Raw genomic sequence first — 19,031 nt, forward strand, 5'->3', positions numbered from 1 at the left:
ATTGACGCCGGCAAGACCACAACAACCGAGCGTATCCTGTACTACACGGGCGTGTCTCACCGTATTGGTGAAGTGCATGACGGTAACACCACCACCGATTACATGGCGCAAGAACGTGAGCGTGGCATCACGATTACGTCCGCTGCTGTGACGTGTGAGTGGAACGGTAACCGCATCAACATCATTGATACGCCGGGCCATATTGACTTCAACATTGAAGTGAACCGTTCGCTCCGCGTGCTTGACGGCGCTATCTTCGTGATTGAAGGCGTGGCCGGTGTGCAGCCGCAGTCTGAAACGAACTGGCGTTTGGCAGATCGTTACAACGTTCCGCGTATCATCTTCATCAACAAGCTCGACCGTACGGGTGCGAACTTCGACTATGCTTTCAGCACGCTGAAAGAAAAGCTCGATATCGTTGCTATCCCGCTGCAACTGCCGATTGGTGCTGAAGAAAACTTCGTCGGCGTAGTCGATCTGGTTGAAATGCGTGCGATCGTATGGGAAGGCGGCGAACTCGGCGCTAAGTTCCATTATGAAGAAATCCCAGCTGACCTGAAGGAAAAGGCTGAGGAAGCTCGCCAGAACCTGCTCGACACAGCGTTGGCTGTTGATGATGCAGCGATGGAAGAGTACTTCGAAAAGGGTGAAGTGGACATCGCTACCCTGAAGAAGTGCATCAAGAAGGGCGCTGTCAGCGGTGAGTTCCGTCCGGTTATGTGTGGTACGGCGTTTAAGAACAAGGGCGTTCAGCCTTTGCTTGACGCAGTAATCGACTACCTGCCAGCTCCGGATGAAGTTGAAGGCATTCGTATTGCTCCACCGGAAGACGAAGAAGTTGACGAAAACTTCCTGCCGATCGTTCCGGTTGACCCAGATGGTAAGTTCGCAGGTCTTGCGTTCAAGATCATCTCTGACAAATACGGTACGCTGACCTTCGTTCGCGTCTATCGTGGTGTTCTGAGCGTTGGTGATACAGTGCTGAACACGACGAAGGGCCACAAGGAACGTGTTGGCCGTATGTTCCAAATGCATGCTGACAAGCGTCAGGAAGTGAAGTCGGTTGGTGCCGGTGACATTGCTGCGTTCGTCGGTCTGAAGGACACGGTCACGGGTGATACACTTGCAGACGCAGCTGACCCAGTTGTTCTGGAGCGTATGCAGTTCCCGGTTCCGGTGATCGACATTTCTGTTGAGCCGAAGACCAAGGATGCTGTTGAGAAGATGACGCTGGCTCTGCAGAAGCTGACGGCGGAAGATCCTTCCCTGCAGCTGAAGACAGACCAAGAAACGGGTCAGACCATTCTGTCCGGTATGGGTGAGCTTCACCTCGACATCATCGTTGACCGTCTGCGTCGTGAATACAACGTTGACGCGAACATTGGTGCACCACAGGTGGCATATCGTGAGACGATCACGAAGCCATATGTTCATACCTACACCCACAAGAAGCAGTCTGGTGGTTCGGGTCAGTACGCTGAAGTCAAGATTGAGTTTGCTCCTTCTGACAAGCCTGACGAAGTCATCTTCGAAAACAAGGTTGTTGGTGGTGCGGTTCCTCGTGAATACATCCCAGCTGTTGAGAAGGGTATTCGTAACCAGTCTTCAACGGGTGTGATGGCAGGCTTCCCAACGGTGGACTTCAAGTTCACGTTGCTTGACGGTAAGTACCATGACGTTGACTCGTCGGCTCTGGCCTTCGAAATCGCGGCTAAGGCTTGCTTCCGTGAAGGTATGAAGCTGGCTGGTCCGGTTATTCTTGAGCCGATCATGGATGTGGAAATCACCACGCCGAACGATCACGTTGGTGACGTTGTCGGTGACTTGAACCGTCGTCGTGGTATCATCCAGAGCCAAGAAACGTCAGGTTCAACGGTCATGATCCGTGCGCAGGTTCCGCTGAAGGAAATGTTTGGTTACATTTCACATCTGCGTTCTGCAACGAAGGGTCGTGCATCCTTCACCATGCAGTTCCATCACTACGATCCAGTGCCGCGCAACGTGGCAGAAGAGATCATGGCGCAGTCTTCCTGATTGCTCCATCCTCTTTAGGATACGGAAAAACCCCGTCAGCACTGCTGGCGGGGTTTTTTTTATGCCATGTGGTGTGGTCGCGTTATGTGTTGGCAAGTGAGAGGAACTCACCTGCCATGATTATTGCGTTAGTGTAGGTTATCCGTTTTGCGGATGAAGGTTGCGACATTGTCGTGCAGTTGCTGCAGAGATTTCGGGTCCACATACACCATATGGCCGGAATCATACTGAGCGTATTCGATGTTCTTTTGCAGTGCATCTGGAATGGGCAGGTGTTTCATCTCATACATGCCCTCAAAATATGGGGTGGCGAGATCGTAATAGCCTGCGTTGAGCATAACATGCAGGTTGGGGTTGGTTTTCATGGCCATGGCGAGGTCAGCCATAACATTCGGGACGCCTTCGGATGGATAGCCGCTTGGTTGTGTGTGTTTGTTGTCCCAGCGTCCTGCTGCGGTATTGAACAGATGATAGGTTTCATCTGAGCCATATTTGAGTGTTGTGCGGACATAGTCATTAAACAACGTGACGTAAGCAGAGCTAATGGCGCTAGATTGTGGATCGTATTCCACTTCCTTGCTCATGGGGTCGATTGTTGGGCTAGAATAGCGCGTGTCCAGACGGCCTGTTGCAGTGCCAGTCGTGGCTTGGAGTTGCTGCTCGAACTGGCCACCATTTACGCGCAGGTTAGATTTGAGAATATAATCTACTGGAAGCCCAGTATAATCATGCAGTTTCTGAGCAATGGCTGTACGTTGTTGCTCTGGCAGATCGCTGCCTTGTGCGAGGGCGAGTGTGTAGTCATTCAGAGCAAAGTGCTCGACTTCGGCGAGGAAGGCTTTAAGGTCCGGGTGTGTGGTCGGCAGGGCTTTATGATACCATGCCGTGGCGGCGTAGGTCGGTAATGCTAGGACGTAAGGATTATCGATGCCGGGGTTAAATTGTGGTGTATCTGCGCTGTTGTCATAATTGAGAATTTGGGACAGCAGGATAACGCCGTTGAAGTCGATATTCTGTTCTTGTTCTAAGTTATTGATGACCACAGCAGAACGCATCGTGCCATAGCTCTCACCGAAAAGATATTTGGGTGAGTTGAAGCGGTCATATTTCCCCAAGAATTGCGCGATGAAATGCGTAAAGGCTTCGGCATCGCCATCAACGCCGAGGAAGGTTTTGTCTGCGTCTTTGCCACCAATGCGTGAAAAACCAGTTCCGGGCGCATCGACAAAAACAACGTCTGATACATCGAGCAGAGACTGTGGGTTGTTGATGAGCTGGTATGGGGCAGCCGGAAGGTGTGTGTCACCTGGGGTATTCACGCGGCGTGGGCCAAATGTGCCCATATGGACCCATACAGAGGCTGATCCGGGGCCACCATTATACAAGAATGTAATGGGGCGGCGTGCGGAAGGGGCGCCATCTTTGAAATATGCTGTGTAGAACATGGATGCGACGGGTGGGTTTTTCGCATCATCATCTTTTGGCTCAGGCAGTTTTACGCCGCGCTTGCTCAGTATGTCAGATGAATCATCATAAGCGGCGCCGTGGACGAGGATGGTCCCGGCAACGGCACGATAGGCAATGGTTGTCCCGTCCACCACAACCGTGCCGTGGGTTACGCTATCAGCGTTGGCGCTAACCTTTGGTACTGGCTGCTCAGGTGTAGCAGCCAGTACGGTGGAGGAAAGCATTGAAAATGCAAGACTAGAAAGAAGAGCTTTACGAAACATGGAGGTACTTCCGTGCTGACGTTAAGCTCTTTTCCTAGCAGACGTTACGCTGTCGACAAGATAGGTTGTGTGTCTTTAATCTTAGCCGAAGGCACGGTTTGCATGCATGATAGCGATGCCAATTTCGCGCAGGAGCTCAAAATGGCGTGCTAGAGGGCGGAAAAGCTCTTCATGTTCTGCCGTGAATCCTTCCGTTGTTTCTTGATCCCGTGGCTCACCAAAATTGATATGGGCAATGCTCGGGGCCGCAAGAGGGAAGAGTTCTTCCAGAATATGCAGCATACGGGGGACATCAAGGCATAGGGCTAATTGAGTAATACCATCGCGGGTTAGGTTGGAGCGTGGTCCGAAATAAGGAATTTGGGACGCTAAGAGCCAAATGCGGTTAATAAGAGCAAAGCGTAGAGCGTGCAGAAGCTTTTCACGTGCGGCCATACGTGGGGCTTCTGACCATACACTGCGCAGGGCAATATTGTCGGCTTGAATCCGGCGGAACATGGCGGGGGCGCTGGTCCAGAAGCGTAGCGCTTCCAGGCCATCTGAGATGATCAGGTAGGATTGTCGTTTTTCTTCATCTTCAGCTTGTGTGGCACGGTCGAGCCATGTGCCCGGGTCAAGTTGGCGGATGGTGGCACGCAGTACATCTAGATCGGAATGTGCAAGGGCTTGGCGTGCAAAATCCATGGCTCCTTGGAAGCGTGGGGAGGCTTGGAGTAACTCTTCAAAGGTCTCCGGGTGGCGTTGGGCTGCATTGCCTAAACCGTGGAGTACGTTCGCCCACCAGCCGAGCTGCTGCAAAATGGCGTTGTTCGGGATGGCGCGGAGCTGGCTGGGGTGGGTGATTTGTGTCACCGTTGCCGCGTCTGATTGCCGTGCGGAGGGGCGTGATCCGGTTTTATCCACGAGGGATGGGCCGAATGCACTGAGCAGGGCTGCGTAACCGGGGTCATCAACCAATGCGGCCATATCAAGGGCGATGGTTGAGAAGAAGTCAGCGGCAAAATCAGGGCGCGTGTAGATGGGATCTTCGTGCGCTTCGGGGATGTCTGTGATGTGTTCGGCAAGCGTTGCGAGGGTTGATGATGCGAGTTCATGTGTGCCGAAAAGTGTGTACCCATCTCCTCCTTGGAAGGCTGTTTCGACGCGGTGACGGATTCCTGCCTGATGCAGGGCGGCACGTGTGCGAGCAGGGGAGAAGTAGTTTAGGCGCTGGCTGAGTGAGAAGGGGTGTGCGCCGCGGCCAATGCTTTCACCGTGTGTGTCAAACAAGGTGAGAGAGACGTCCTCAAGGTCATGTTCCTTGAGGAGGGCCAGGGTCCGCATACGGAGGCGCTCGACCAAGTTGGTAGCCGCGAGTTGCCCGACGTAGCGGCCTGAGTCGGAATAGCCGAATTGGAGGGAGAGGCGCCCATTGGCACGAAGGTAGTTCCGCCAATGTGGTGAGTGGAAGGCCTCTTCCAGAATGGTTTCACCGTTTTCGAGGGCGCTTTCTGTCTCGAAAAGAGGAGAAATTTCGATTTGGTGGTCTTGGATGCCCATGAGGCGGGCCAGCCACAAGGTGGCAAGCAGTGTGTAGCCGCTTTCTGTCTCGGCAATGAGGAAGCGAATGGGGGAGCCGCTATCCACATGTTTGAGGATTTGCGCCATGGTCATCATCAGGCGCGCAGCAGAGGCCGTTTCGGTGAGTAGGGCGCCGAAATCAACATGGCGTGGTGTCAGTTCATCTAGCGCGGTGTTGATTTTGGACATGAGCACACGGCGACGGCGTGGTAGCGCCGGGTCGTCTGAGAGGCCCAAGCGTGAACGGGCGACGTTATAGATCTGTGCTGCGTTGAGGCGTGTGTGGATGTGCGCAATGCCAAGCCCGTGGCTCATAAAGCCAGCGCGCAGCGTGTGCAGTCTTAGGGTTTGCTCTTCGTTTAGGCCGGATGCAGCATCACGGAAGAGTGGTGCTAGGGCTTGGGCGTGATCGAGAGCGGCTTCGTGATGGGCAATCAGCGTGAGGGCAAAGTGCTGGATTTGCTCAACGCTCGCATCGCGGCCTGTAGGGCAAGCTTCGTGCTGTGTGCGTACTGCTTGAATAGCGCGGCGAACACGCATGGCGAGAGCTGTGTGCTCAAGGCCGAGTGCGGAGAGGCTGCCGTCTAAACGAGAAAGCTGTGCGAGTTTTAATTCTAAGCGGATGCGGAGCGTATCCCACCAGCCGATATCGGTACGGCCATCGGTATCAAACCCGACCCAGCTTGCCAAAATAATTGGAGATGGGTCTATGGCGGCGATAGCGTCAGCGCCCCATCGTTCTTTCATGGCTTGGAGAAGGGATGTTGTGAATTCATCCAAAGCATCACGGCCACGCAAGATGGCGTCAAGGGCTAGGCCTTGTTCATGGCTAAGTGTTGGGGGGGTGGTACGGCGATGCGTGGTAAACTGTTCTACTGCTTTTGTTGGTGATGTCGCGCATTCTGCTAAATGAGCATAAACATCATCGGCCAAAGCAAAAGTAGGGTGCGCTGTAAAGACTGCAGCGATCCCCGGGCGAGCCAAGTCTTCGGCTGTTTGTGCCTGCTGCACTAGTTTTTGAGAGACGTTGGTCAGGCGCTCTGCAGGTGGGGCGTCTTGCAGACCGACATAGCGGCGTAAATTCTCTGCGCGCTCGACAAAAAGTTCATCACGAAGGGTACGGACGATTTCTGTGAGTTCAGGCAGGGTGTCTGTGTTCGTACCTGTTGGGAACTGGGTTTCAATACGCTGAATTGCGCTGGCGAGGCCGTCATGTTCCTGTTCAAGAGAGGCTACGAGTTCCTCAATACGAGCAGAGAGGGTGGGATCGAGCCGGGAACTAAGTTGGGACATCGGACGGTCTCACTTGAAACAAAATTGCGTTGAGATAACGCGCGGAGCCGTTTGTGGCTGCACGTTATGTGTTTGACGGTTGTTTCATGACCTGCGCGGCTGTGCAACACCCCTGCCCATAAAGCTGCCTTTTCCGAGGGAGAAGGGCGCGACAGAAAAAACGGATGATGGTAACGGGAGAGTATGGAAACATCTCGCTTATCCGCCGTAAAGCCTCTCTCTCAAGAGGGAGGAGTATCCCCTAAGCGTAAAGCTGAGGCGCTTTTGGTTATTATGGGCGTGGCGTCTGGTCTGACGACATGGCTAAGCACGCGGGCCGCCGGGGAACACCATTTTTGGTTGGATACTCTTAGGGCGGGAACACGTTCTGGTGTCGTTGGTGGTTTGGCGGATTGGTTTGCCGTTACGGCGTTGTTTCGGCATCCGCTGGGCATTCCAATCCCGCATACGGCCATATTGCCCCGGCAGAAGGATCGGCTTGGGCGTGCTTTAGGGCGCTTTGTTGGCGATCAGCTTTTTGCGGATGATGAAATACGGCGTGTTTTGCGCAAAGTTGATGTGCCGGGTCTTGTTGCGAAAGTTCTGGAAGACCCACAGACACGAGAAAGTTTAATTTTCGCTATGCAGGGGAGTTTGCCTGATCTGTTCGCACGTATTGAGGACGGACGGGCAGGGACTGCGATGGCAAACATCATGGCTGTTGCGCTGAACGGTGAAGAAATGGCGCCGTTGGTGGCGCGTGTGCTGCGCGCAATGGTTGAGAGCGAGATGCATCAGGAGGTGATTTCTTTCCTGATCAGTAAGCTTCAAGAGGCTTTAGCGGCACGAGAAGATGAACTGCGTGATTTTGTTGAAGATCGCGTGCGTGAGCAGGGTGGGCGTTTTGTGGGGTGGGCGCTGGGGAGTTCAGTGGCAAGCCGGGTGTTTCAGTCGCTGCAAACAGAAATTGAGCGGATTGACCCAATGGATTCGGCCCTGCGGCAGGGGTTTACACGCTGGGTGTGCCGCGAAATTGAGAAGTTGGAGTGTGGTGAAGGGTACCATAACGAATTTGTGAAAGGTGTGTCCTCTGTGCTGCAACACGATGTGTTGCGTGCGTGGTGCCAAGAGCTGTGGCTAAAGTTTCGGCGTATGGCGGAAGATGATAGTCGGCGTACGGATGGGTGGAGTGCTGCTGTGCTGGCTAGTTCGGTCGATGGTCTTGCAAGTCTGTTGCGGAGCAATGAGGGGATACGTCAGAAGGCAAATACGTTGATAGAACGTGGGGTTTTCGCCTTTTTGCCGCAACTGCGGGAAAAAATGAAAACCTTTATGATGTCGGTCATTGCGCGGTGGGATGGTGAGGCGCTTTCTGCACAGTTAGAGGCTGGTGTCGGGCGTGATCTCGCTTATGTGCGTGTGAACGGTACGGTGGTTGGTTTCTTGGTGGGGGCTGTGTTGGAAGGGGTCTTCCGTGTTGTGGCGGGGCTTTGAACGGCATGGTGTACGTCAATTATCTTGACCGGCCAGAAGATATGGGGCAATCCCAACCCCAATTAGGACTCAATGAGTCTTAAATGTGAATTCAATGTTTGAGTGGGTGTGATGCTCAGGCTTTCCAAACTTGCTGATTACGCCACAGTTATTCTCGTACGGTTAGGCCGTTATGAAGAACTGGTTACGGCGTCGGCACTGGCCCATGAAACGGGCGTGCCTGAGCCAACTGTAGCAAAACTGTTAAAAGGACTGGCCGGGCACCAACTGGTTATTTCCCATCGTGGAGCGCGGGGCGGTTACCGTTTGGCGCGTTCCTTAGAGGATGTCAGTATCGCAACGGTGATTGCCGCTGTAGATGGACCAATCTCAATCACAGCATGCTGTGATGGGCGTGAGTGTGAGCACAGTGCGCTATGCGGCCTCTCAGGTCAGTGGGATATGGTAAATGATGCCATTCTCGAAACGCTTAACCGTATCACACTTGCCGATATGCAAGGGCCTAACGATGTTTCATCAAGTGCCCGTGGCGGTTCAACGAGAGAGGATGCAGGTTTTGCTTCTTCTGTTGTGGAACCGGTGAAGTAAGGACGAAGATCATGCCAGCCGTTACCGAAACTCGTGAGGCCGTCGAAAAGCTTGCTAAGTCCAGCTATGAATGGGGCTTTGAAACCGATATCGAGATGGAAATCGCCCCGAAAGGGTTGAATGAAGATACCATCCGTTTGATTTCGGAGCGTAAAGCTGAGCCCGCATGGATGTTAGAGTGGCGCTTGCAGGCTTATAGCGCGTGGCTGGAGATGAAAGAGCCTGAATGGGCGAAGGTCAGTCATCCGCCGATTGATTATCAAGACGCGCATTATTTCGCTCAGCCGAAGAAGAAGCCGGGCCCTAAGAGCCTCGATGAAGTTGATCCGCAATTGCTGCGCACGTATGAACGCCTCGGTATTCCGTTGCATGAGCAAGCACTGCTCGCGGGTGTAGAAGGTGCAGAAGAAGCGCGCCCGCCTGTTGCTGTTGATGCGGTGTTTGACAGCGTTTCGGTTGCGACGACCTTCCGTAAAACGCTGGAAGAAGCTGGGGTTATTTTCTGCCCAATCTCAGAAGCTATTCGTGAACATTCTGAGCTGGTGAAGAAGTATCTCGGTACGGTTGTGCCAGTCGGTGATAACTTCTTCGCTGCGTTGAACTCTGCGGTCTTTACGGATGGTTCATTCGTGTACGTACCGAAGGGTGTGCGTTGCCCGATGGAACTGTCCACCTATTTCCGTATTAATGCGCGGAACACGGGGCAGTTTGAGCGGACGCTGATCATCGCGGAAGAGCGTGCCAGTGTATCGTATCTTGAAGGCTGCACAGCGCCACAGCGTGATGAAAATCAGCTTCACGCAGCGGTGGTTGAATTGGTGGCGATGGATGATGCATCCATTAAATATTCGACCGTTCAGAACTGGTATCCCGGCGATGAAAATGGTCGTGGCGGTATTTATAACTTTGTGACCAAGCGTGGTATTTGCCGTGGTGCACGTGCAAAAATCTCGTGGACGCAGGTTGAAACCGGTTCGGCCATCACGTGGAAATATCCGTCGTGCATTTTGGCTGGAGAAGGTTCCGTTGGAGAGTTCTACTCTGTTGCGGTGACGAATGGTCATCAGCAAGCGGATACCGGTACCAAGATGATTCATTTGGGAGCGAATACGCGCTCAACGATTATCGCGAAGACGATTTCTGCGGGCGAGTCGGACAGTACGTATCGTGGATTGGTGCGGATGCAGCCGCGTGCGCGCCATGCACGTAACTTCACGCAGTGTGATAGTCTTTTGATCGGTGACCGTTGTGGAGCACATACAGTGCCCTATATTGAAAGCCGGAATATGACAGCGCGTGTGGAGCATGAAGCCACCACGTCTAAGATATCAGAAGATCAACTCTTTTATTGCCGCTCACGCGGGTTGTCGGAAGAAGATTCGGTAGGGCTTATTGTCAACGGCTTCTGCCGTGAGGTTCTTAAAGAACTGCCGATGGAATTTGCGGTTGAAGCACAGAAGTTGCTTCAGATCAGCCTCGAGGGAAGTGTAGGTTAACAATGTCTGAATTTCTTGAAATCCGGGGCCTCGAGGCTCGTATCGATGCCGATGGTACGCCAAAGGACATTCTCAAAGGGATTGATCTGACCATCCCTAAGGGTGAAGTCCACGCGATTATGGGACCGAATGGATCGGGTAAATCGACCCTGTCCTATGTTCTGTCTGGCCGCGATGATTACGAAGTGACAGGTGGTTCAGCGCTGTTTAAGGGCGAAGACCTGCTGGCATTAGAGCCGGAAGAGCGTGCTGCGCTGGGCGTTTTCTTGGCGTTCCAAGCTCCGGTTGAACTGCCGGGCGTCAACAATGCGAACTTCCTGCGTACAGCGGTGAATGCCGTACGCCGGGCTCGTGAGCAAGATGAGCTGGATGCAGTCGCATTTTTGAAGGCTGTGCGTGCGGAAACGAAGCGTTTGTCTATGTCAGACGAAATGTTGAAGCGTGCAGTGAATGTTGGCTTCTCTGGTGGTGAGAAAAAGCGCAACGAAGTTCTCCAAATGCGTCTTTTGCAGCCTTCTTTGGCGATTTTGGATGAGACAGATAGTGGGCTCGATATTGATGCTCTGCGCATCGTCGCAGAAGGCGTGAATTCACTGCGTGGCCCTGATTTCTCCGCTTTGGTGATTACGCATCATCAGCGCCTGTTGGATCATTTAGTGCCTGATCGTGTGCATGTGATGGCCAAGGGACGCATTATCCATAGCGGTGGTCCAGAAGTCGCGAAGACACTGGAAAAACAAGGCTATGCTCAGTTTCTTGAGGCCGCAGTATGACACAAGCAACCTTGCCGGTAGCCCCAGCGCTTGACGCGTTTGTTGCGCGAGCCGCTGAGGCAGGGCATGTATCGATCGATGCACTGAAGCAAGCCGGGGTACCTACACGCCGGGTTGAAGCATGGCGCTATACGCCGCTGCGTGCCGTATCCGCTATTGCGTGGTCGGCTGCACCGGTGGTGACGCAGGCTGATGTGGATGCCGTACTGGCGACATTGCCATTGCCTGAGACGGGACATCGTGCAGTCTTTGGGAATGGGCGTGTTGTGCAGGCGGATTTGCCGCCTTGCGCGCAAGCACTTCCTGCCTTGTCTGAAGCGGATTCAGAGACAGGCCGTTTTTCGGTATTGCTGAATGATGTTCTGGCGTCTGACGGTGTGGCGCTGCGTGTGCCTGCGGGGCAGGATGCGGGCTTTTTAACCCTTGCGAATATCACGAAGGGTACAGATGTCTCCGCTCATCTGCACCATCGTATTGTGTTGGAGGACGGTGCTTCTCTAACGCTGTATGAAGTGAATGCTGGTGAAGGGCGTTATCTGACGAACCCGCGTTTGAGCATCAAAGTTGGCCGTGGTGCACGTTTGCAGCATGTAAAAATCCAACGTGATAGCGCGGATGCGTTCCATCTGGCATTTGTGTCGGCCAAGGTTTCAGGTGAGGGTGTTTATAACAGCTTCACGTTAAATCAAGGTAGTGCACTGGCACGTCATGAAGTGGCGGCAACGCTCGCAGAAAGTCATGCGGAAGTGCATATCAATGGCGTGCAGCGTGTGGATGGAGAGCGTTTGAATGATCTGACGTCATTCATTCATCACGCCGCACCGGATTGCAATTCACGCCAGACGGTGAAGACGGTTCTGTCCGAAAATGGCCAAGGTGTTTTCCAGGGTAAGATCCTTGTGGATCGTATTGCCCAGAAAACGGATGGCTATCAGATGAACCAAGCTTTGCTACTGTCTGAGAAAGCACAGATTAACAGCAAGCCTGAGCTCGAAATCTACGCAGATGACGTGAAGTGCAGTCATGGCGCAACGGTTGGTGCGCTGGATGATGAGCAGCTTTTTTATCTGCGTTCACGTGGTGTTCCAGCCGCAGAAGCGCGTGATATTTTGGTTCAGGCATTCTTGCTGGATGCTGTTGAGCTGCTTGAAGATGCGACGTTGCGCGATCTGCTTTTGCGGAGTTTTGTATCGTGACACCAGAACTGCGCGCTCAATTTCCTATTCTTGAGGAAGAAGTGCATGGGAAGCCGCTTGTCTTTTTAGACAGCGCGGCTTCTGCGCAGAAGCCTATTTGTGTGATGGATGCCATGCAAAAGGCGGCGTATCATCAATACGCAAACATTCACCGTGGCTTGCACTGGATGAGTGAGCGCACGACGGAAGCGTATGAAGCGACGCGTGATGTGGTCGCTGCATTTTTGAATGCGCCAGATCGCCATGAGATTGTTTTTACACGGAACAGTACAGAGGCGATTAATCTCGTCGCGCATAGCTTTGGTGGGCTTTTAAAGCCCGGACAAGCGGTTCTGATTTCTGAGTTGGAACATCATGCCAATATTGTTCCGTGGCTGATGCTGCGGGATCGTATCGGCATAGAGTTGCGGGTTGCCCCTATTTTAGAGAATGGGGATTTAGACCTAAGCGCGTATGAGGCTTTATTGGCAGATGGCAAGGTCGCGCTCGTAGCGATTACGCATATGTCCAATGTTTTAGGGACGGTGACGCCAGCGAAAAAGCTGGCAGAATTGGCTCATGCGCATGGTGCGAAGATTTTGTTCGATGGTTCGCAGTCGGTGGTGCATAGCGCCGTTGATGTGCGGGCTATTGGGGCGGATTTCTTCACGTTCACTGGCCATAAACTCTACGGACCAACGGGCATTGGTGTGCTCTGGGGACGTATGGAGCTTCTCGATGCAATGCCGCCTTTTATGGGTGGTGGTGAGATGATCCAGAGTGTCTCGTTTGAAGGGGCAACTTGGGCAAGTGTGCCGCATCGTTTTGAAGCGGGTACGCCTGCGATTTTGGAAACGATTGGGCTTGCGGAAGCAATTCGTTTTGTTGAGCGGATTGGTTATGACGCGATTGAAGCGCATGAGAAAGCTCTGACGGATTATGCCGTTGAGCGCCTTAATGCGCTTGAGGGTGTACGTGTTTTGGGTGCGCCTGCTCAGCGTGGTGGTGTGGTGTCTTTCGTAATGGAGAAAGCGCACCCACATGATTTAGCAACGTTGCTTGATCAGATGGGTATTGCCATTCGTGCAGGGCAACATTGTGCGGAACCTTTGGTGCGTAAATTAGGGCTTCATGCAACGGCGCGTGCGAGCTTTGGTGTGTATTCTGTCAAAGAAGACATCGATGCTCTGTGCGTGGGCCTTGAGCGCGCCCATATGATGTTAAGTTGAGAGAGTGATGAGCGATCAACCGCAAGAGACTGTTGATGTGCCGGCTACTCAGGGATCTGCACCAGATCAGGATGCTGTGATTGCGGCGATTGCTACGGTGTATGACCCGGAAATTCCGGTCAATATTTATGAACTGGGTCTGATTTATGCCATTGATTTGCATGATGACGGCCGAGTTCATGTCGAAATGACCCTTACGGCCCCTAATTGCCCAAGTGCGCAAGAGTTGCCTGAGATGGTTCGTGAGGCGATTGCTCAATTGCCAGAGGCGACGACTGTCACGGTGGAAATTGTTTGGGATCCGCCGTGGGATATTAGTCGTATGAGTGACGATGCGCGTCTTGCGCTAAATATGTTCTGATTGATCGGAAGTTTATAGCATGTCTGAAACAGCTTCCCGCCGCCCGCTTCCTGCAATGATGACACTGACTGAGCGTGCAGCAACGCGCTTACAGGCTTTGTATCAAGGGGCGCATAAAGGTGAATTGCTGCGTGTGCGTGTGGGCACGCGAGGCTGTTCTGGTTTGTCGTATGAAATGGAATTCGTGTCGGAAGCTGCGCCGACCGATGAACGCGTTGAAGATCAAGGCGTAACCTTACTGGTAGACCATAAGGCGACGCTCTTTTTGATCGGTAGCGTGATGGATTACGAGGTCAAGGACCTCGAATCCGGCTTCACATTCAAGAATCCGAATGAGAAGGGGCGCTGCGGTTGCGGCGAGAGTTTTCACGTTTGATCCGTTTTGGATCACGCGAAAGCACGACAACGGTTTCGATTTCCGTGGACCATAAGAATTGGTCCACAACCGTGCTGCGGATGAGTTCAAATCCGGCTTTATGCAGGGTTTGGAGGTCTTTTTTCAGTGCAGCCGGGTTGCAGCTTACGTAAATAATATCACGCACGGTAGAGCGCGCGAGTGGTTCGATTTGTGGACCTGCGCCAGTATAGGGCGGGTCTAGGACGACCACTCGTGCGGTTTTGAGGTCATGCGGTAAGAGCGGCTGCCGTACGAGGTCACGCATATGCGCATCAATGCGTCGTCCGCCAGAGGCGGTACGCAAGCTGGCAGCAGCTTCAGCATCACCTTCATATGCGATGACGCGTCCTTGATCGGACAGGGGCAAAGTTAGGGTGCCACAACCCGCATAAAGCTCAACAATAATATCTTTTTTGTTGAGCGTAGGAAGCCCCGCTAGAACAGCATTTTGAATTGCTTTTTCTGACTCTTTTGAAGCTTGCAAAAAAGCGGCGGGTGGGGGTGTGACGTCGGCCGAGCCAAAGCGGATATAGGGTGCGCGAGATTGAGCGACGGTTTCAATTTCACGTTTACCAAGCGGTGTCCACGCGATGCGACGAATCGTATGTTCACGTGCGAAGGCTGCTAACTTCGTCCGGTCTGCCGTTGTTAAAGGGGCCGGCGTGGAGAGGGTGAGGTCCGGCCCTGTATCTAGCAAGTTAATTTGTAGGTCAGCACGGCCTGTGATGGCACCGATACCCGAAAGGACCTCTCTCAGAGGAGTGAGCAGGTCAAATAATTCAGGCGTGAGGACATCACACTCGCTCATATCAACGGGTTCACCTGCGCGTGCGTGGAGGCCGATATGTACACCGCCTGTAACGCGCTGAATAGCGAGATCCATACGGCGACGCGTGCGCGGTGGAGCTTGATATTGATCTGGTGTGGGAGGGTTCACAAAGACGCTGTCAAAGAGGCGTGTGATCCGGTCTGTTTTCCAGTCCAAGAGAGCGGGTAGCGTCATGTGCTGCACAGAGCAGCCCCCGCAAGCCTCAAAGAGGGTGCAAGGTGGTGTGACGCGGTTGTTTGACGGCTCTAGAACAGTAATGAGCTCAGGTGTCTCACCGGTGAAGCGGAATGATACCGTTTCACCGGGTAGGGTGTTTGGCAGGAAATAGGTTTTACCGTTATGGTAAAATACACCGTCTCCCGTCGTGCCTAAGCCTTCGATTTTTGTGTTTAAAACGCCGTTTTCCATATTATTCATCGCCATAATGCCGACCATCATGTTGGATCGGTTCGTTACGGTCTGCATCCTGCGCTGGTACGAGATTGCGGCGCCGGCGTGGGATCAGCATGAAAGCGGGTGTGTCGCCGCCAAAACCTGTGCGCGGCACGTCATTTTCAAAGGCTGGTGCGAGTTCAATGGAGACGCCATGTGCGTGAACGGGCTCTTCCTGACGTGGAATGCTTGTTGGCACGATATCTGCTGCATTATCCGCATGTACATCTTGGCCGTTGCGCTTGTTACGCCCACCACGACGACGCTTGCGCTTTTTGCCTTCGCCAGAAGACAGTGAGGGGTCTTCTTCTGGTGATGTTTGTGGTGCCACTTGAGAAGGAACGGTGGTTTCTGTCGCAGGGACATGATCCCAGCCGATGGTTTCTATCGTAGGGAACGTGGTTGGTTCAATCGCTTTGCCGATGAGGTTTTCAATCGCCTCCACCAGTTCATGGTCTTTTGGTGTGGCAATGCTGATGGCGTGTCCTTGTTTGCCTGCACGGCCTGTACGACCGATTCGGTGTACATAGTCTTCCGCATTGAAGGGAAGGTCGTAATTAAAGACGTAAGACAGGCCGCCAATATCAATGCCGCGTGCTGCGACGTCGGAGCAAACGAGGATTTGTAGATCGCCAGATTTAAAGCGCTCAAGCGTTGCGAATCGTAAGGATTGTGCAAGATCACCATGCAGATGGCCTGTGGCGAAGCCATGCTTGGTCAGATAGCGCTGTAGCATATCAACATCACGTTTGCGGTTACAGAAAACGATCGCGTTTTGGGCGGTCAGGGTCTGTAATACTTTACGCAGAGCGCGGCGCTTCGTGTCTTCTTCAACGATGATCAACTTTTCGTCGATGGTCGATGCTACAGAAGAGGGGCGCGAGACGGTGATCTCGACGGGTTGGCGTAAGAAACTATCGGCTAAGCGACGGATTTCAGGCGCCATTGTCGCGGAGAAAAAGAGTGTTTGCTTGTGTGGTGGCAGTAATGTCACGATCTTCTCGATATCGGGAATGAATCCCATATCGAGCATACGATCAGCTTCATCGATCACGAATAGGCTTGTTTGCGTCATGAGCAAGCCGCCGCGTGCGAACATGTCCAACAAACGACCTGGCGTTGCAATCAGGACGTCAACACCACGGTTGAGCACTTCGCGTTGCTCGGCCATGCTTTCACCGCCGATGAGCAGGGCGTGAGAGAGGCGGAGATACTTGCCGTAGAGTTTAAAGTTGTCAGCGACTTGTAACGCGAGTTCGCGCGTTGGCTCCAGAATCAGTGAGCGTGGCATGCGTGCGCGTGCGCGGGAGCCGGAGAGCTTTTCGAGCATTGGCAGCGTGAAAGAGGCTGTTTTGCCGGTGCCCGTTTGTGCAACGCCGAGAACGTCATGCCCTTTTAAGACTTCAGGAATGGCTTGCGCCTGAATGGGAGTCGGGTGGAGATAACCCAATTCCTGAATTGCCTGCATAATAGGCTCACTCAATGGAAGTGAGGCAAAGAGCGGGCGGCCGTCCTCTGCCGGAGCAGGGGGGGGTGTTTCATTGGCAACGGGAGCCGATTCGGTCTGCGTATTTTCTACGGGCGTCGTATCGGCGTGGGGTTGTACCTGAGGCTCTATGTTTGGCGCTGGGGTAACACTATCGGTTTGTTGTTTTTGTACTACGGGCGTTTCTGCCGGAGCGGTAGATGCGCTAGCGGCTTTACGGGAACGTCGTGTTTTCTTCGCAGGCTGAGCCTCGGTGATCGCTATAGAAGGCGCTTCAGCAACAGAATCTTGAATTTTTTTAGGGCGACCACGGCGGCGTGGCGGCGTGATTTCTGCTGTCGAGAGCTCATCCACGGCTGGAGCGGGAGGTTGTTCTGGCAGGCTGGTTGCCTCAGGCGCATCGATCGCAGGGGACGTAATCGCCTCTGTTTTTTTGGGGCGACCCCGACGGCGCACGGGCTTAGATGCGGTTGTATCTTCCGCCACTACGCTGTCGGCCGGGAGATTGGACGGGGCAGATTTTGCCCGTGCTATACGGCCGCGTTTAGGGGCTGTTTCAGTGTCCGGTTCTGTGGGGGGCGTTACAACGGAGGCGTTTGTGTTATTTTCTATGGGTGCAGGTGGTGTTTTGCGTGGGCGCCCGCGCCGCTTAGGGGGAGGTGCGTCTGCTGGAGGTGCGAGAATCTCTGTGCTAGCGCTCTTTGTGATGGTGGTCTCTGCGGGCGCTGCCTCAGCTTCTGCTTTTTTACGGCGTGGTGCGCGCTTGCGCACGGGTTTTTCAGTGTCAGCTGTTGTGCTGAGTGATGCTGTAACGTCCGCAGGTGCGTCGCTGGCCAAAGCGTCATCGGAGGCTGATGGCGCATCTGGAGCAGGGGTTGCAACAGTATCCTGTGCAACCTTGCGCCCTCTTTTGCGGGGAGTGGTTGTGCGGGGCTTGGAGGGACCGGAGGTCGTTTTCGCGTTCAAATGACTCTCGAAATTCTCGTTGGCGGAGTTGATCCGAAGGGATCGTTACCGGTTTTGAGGGTCAGGCTGCCCCATGCAGCCTTACTGTGCTCCGTTATCGGCTCTGGAGCGAATTGGCAAGCAATTGCACCATGATCATATTGCGAAAGGCAAAATGAAGAGCGGAGAGGAGGCTTTTGGGTGACGGTTTTTAATGTGTGCCTGCGAAAGCTGCGGTGATGATGGTCAGAATGCCGCAGAATGCCATGATGGCTGTGCGGCGGCGTAATGTTGCAAAAATTTCAGGTGATGGGCGCAGGGCGCGTCGTGCGCGACGGAAGGGGCCTTGCACCGTGGTAACAAAAATGATCGCCATAATAAGGGCGAGGCCTTGCATCACGTTAATAGCCATGGGGACGGCGCCGAAGCCGCCATCATGAAAGATCATGGCCCATCCGCTTATGAGCGTCGCGCCCATAACGTGCCAAAGGCCACGGAAAAATCGTGCATAGCTTTGTAAGAGTACGGTAGCGCGTGGTGTGGGGGCGAGCAGGTTGACGGAGCTGCGCGTCACAAGCGTTGTGTAAAGTGAGCCGCCTACCCAGTAAGCAATGCCTAAAAGATGGACGGCGAGTACGAGGCTCCAAACGATATAAGCGCTCATGAATTGCTCCAATATGACGGCGATTTTCGCATGTTTTATATTTTAGATGGGTTGTACCGGGAGAGGGGGCTGAACGCCAGAGGTAACCGTCGTTGCTGTGAGGGTTCGTTGGGTGCTGTCCGGTGGGTGTGGTGTTTGGGAAGGTGCTGGGGCTATGGTTATGACGATTCGGAGGTGTGGTGGCGTGATGTGAGTCAGATGAATGTTGTGTTTATGGCTCCTCCTCAAATGTTGTGATGATATTCTCTAATTGTCTAGGGCAAGGTAAGGCGAGGCATGTTGTGGGTTTGCCGGAGTGCTGCTGCTGTGCGTTGAGAGAAAAAAGAGGAAGAATGCAATCAAATGCAAAAACTTCCCGTTACCCGGTTGTGAAAAAAAGAAAGATGCGCTAAATCCGGCGCTTCACAGGGTTCTCTTCAGGACGAACCCTTGAAAAACGGTTGCATGCGCGGGCGTGGTGAAATTGGTAGACACGCCAGATTTAGGTTCTGGTGGCGAAAGCTGTGGGGGTTCAAGTCCCTCCGCCCGCACCAACCCGTTTTTCCCCTAATTTATTTATACCCGAC

At 53.4% G+C, this 19,031-nt stretch carries 15 protein-coding genes and 1 tRNA gene; 11 read left to right on the top strand and 5 right to left on the bottom strand.

Annotated features, from left to right (window positions below; genetic code table 11):
- On the top strand, nt 1–2,034 hold a 2,034-nt coding region (fusA, locus tag NTH01S_RS08185; protein ID WP_068172258.1), incomplete at its 5' end, for an elongation factor G.
- Between the two features lie 128 nt (nt 2,035–2,162).
- Here fusA and NTH01S_RS08190 read toward each other — a convergent pair.
- Nucleotides 2,163–3,725, bottom strand: coding sequence for a S10 family peptidase (locus NTH01S_RS08190; protein WP_370664314.1), 1,563 nt, complete (start codon nt 3,723–3,725; stop codon nt 2,163–2,165).
- 120 nt (nt 3,726–3,845) lie between these two features.
- Entirely contained in the window at nt 3,846–6,617 is a 2,772-nt protein-coding gene (locus tag NTH01S_RS08195; protein ID WP_068172264.1) for a phosphoenolpyruvate carboxylase, read from the bottom strand.
- A gap of 183 nt (nt 6,618–6,800) precedes the next feature.
- Between NTH01S_RS08195 and NTH01S_RS08200 the strand changes: the two genes are divergently transcribed.
- The 8 genes from NTH01S_RS08200 (at nt 6,801) to NTH01S_RS08235 (ending at nt 14,088) form a co-directional block, all read left to right on the top strand.
- Nucleotides 6,801–8,090 carry a DUF445 domain-containing protein gene (locus NTH01S_RS08200; RefSeq protein ID WP_068172267.1) on the top strand — a complete coding sequence of 430 codons (1,290 nt, stop codon included), beginning with the start codon at nt 6,801–6,803 and terminating at the stop codon, nt 8,088–8,090.
- A gap of 111 nt (nt 8,091–8,201) precedes the next feature.
- Entirely contained in the window at nt 8,202–8,678 is a 477-nt protein-coding gene (locus NTH01S_RS08205) for an SUF system Fe-S cluster assembly regulator (protein WP_068172301.1), read from the top strand.
- Between the two features lie 11 nt (nt 8,679–8,689).
- A complete protein-coding gene (gene sufB, locus NTH01S_RS08210) occupies nt 8,690–10,174 on the top strand; it encodes a Fe-S cluster assembly protein SufB (RefSeq protein WP_068172269.1) in 1,485 nt (494 codons plus the stop codon).
- A gap of 2 nt (nt 10,175–10,176) precedes the next feature.
- The gene (gene sufC / locus NTH01S_RS08215; RefSeq protein WP_068172271.1) at nt 10,177–10,947 is read left to right on the top strand and encodes a Fe-S cluster assembly ATPase SufC; all 771 of its coding nucleotides are present in this window, start codon (nt 10,177–10,179) and stop codon (nt 10,945–10,947) included.
- Nucleotides 10,944–12,143: a Fe-S cluster assembly protein SufD gene (sufD, locus tag NTH01S_RS08220; RefSeq protein ID WP_068172273.1), complete on the top strand. Its 1,200-nt coding sequence runs from the start codon at nt 10,944–10,946 to the stop codon at nt 12,141–12,143. The genes sufC and sufD overlap by 4 nt, the downstream gene beginning before the upstream one ends.
- Entirely contained in the window at nt 12,140–13,351 is a 1,212-nt protein-coding gene (locus tag NTH01S_RS08225) for an aminotransferase class V-fold PLP-dependent enzyme (RefSeq protein ID WP_068172275.1), read from the top strand. The genes sufD and NTH01S_RS08225 overlap by 4 nt, the downstream gene beginning before the upstream one ends.
- Nucleotides 13,352–13,358: 7 nt before the next feature.
- Nucleotides 13,359–13,712 carry an SUF system Fe-S cluster assembly protein gene (locus NTH01S_RS08230; protein WP_068172278.1) on the top strand — a complete coding sequence of 118 codons (354 nt, stop codon included), beginning with the start codon at nt 13,359–13,361 and terminating at the stop codon, nt 13,710–13,712.
- Between the two features lie 19 nt (nt 13,713–13,731).
- Nucleotides 13,732–14,088 carry a HesB/IscA family protein gene (locus tag NTH01S_RS08235; protein WP_068172281.1) on the top strand — a complete coding sequence of 119 codons (357 nt, stop codon included), beginning with the start codon at nt 13,732–13,734 and terminating at the stop codon, nt 14,086–14,088.
- Here NTH01S_RS08235 and NTH01S_RS08240 read toward each other — a convergent pair.
- Both NTH01S_RS08240 and NTH01S_RS11770 read right to left on the bottom strand, forming a co-directional pair.
- Nucleotides 14,033–15,376, bottom strand: a complete 1,344-nt coding sequence (locus NTH01S_RS08240) for a class I SAM-dependent RNA methyltransferase (RefSeq protein ID WP_306307473.1) — start codon at nt 15,374–15,376, stop codon at nt 14,033–14,035. The genes NTH01S_RS08235 and NTH01S_RS08240 overlap by 56 nt on opposite strands.
- Nucleotides 15,348–16,988, bottom strand: coding sequence for a DEAD/DEAH box helicase (locus tag NTH01S_RS11770; RefSeq protein ID WP_370664315.1), 1,641 nt, complete (start codon nt 16,986–16,988; stop codon nt 15,348–15,350). The genes NTH01S_RS08240 and NTH01S_RS11770 overlap by 29 nt, the downstream gene beginning before the upstream one ends.
- A 427-nt stretch (nt 16,989–17,415) precedes the next feature.
- On the opposite strand from NTH01S_RS11770, the gene NTH01S_RS11775 reads away from it, so the two are divergent.
- A complete protein-coding gene (locus NTH01S_RS11775) occupies nt 17,416–17,826 on the top strand; it encodes a hypothetical protein (protein WP_157070916.1) in 411 nt (136 codons plus the stop codon).
- A 186-nt stretch (nt 17,827–18,012) separates the two neighbouring features.
- Here the strand turns inward: NTH01S_RS11775 and NTH01S_RS08250 are convergent, their stop codons facing one another.
- Entirely contained in the window at nt 18,013–18,465 is a 453-nt protein-coding gene (locus tag NTH01S_RS08250) for a hypothetical protein (RefSeq protein WP_068172284.1), read from the bottom strand.
- A gap of 448 nt (nt 18,466–18,913) precedes the next feature.
- On the opposite strand from NTH01S_RS08250, the gene NTH01S_RS08255 reads away from it, so the two are divergent.
- A tRNA-Leu gene (locus NTH01S_RS08255) sits at nt 18,914–18,998 on the top strand.
- The last annotated feature ends 33 nt before the right edge of the window (nt 18,999–19,031 follow it).

Source organism: Neokomagataea thailandica NBRC 106555, from assembly GCF_001598495.1.
GTDB lineage: Bacteria > Pseudomonadota > Alphaproteobacteria > Acetobacterales > Acetobacteraceae > Gluconobacter > Gluconobacter thailandicus_A.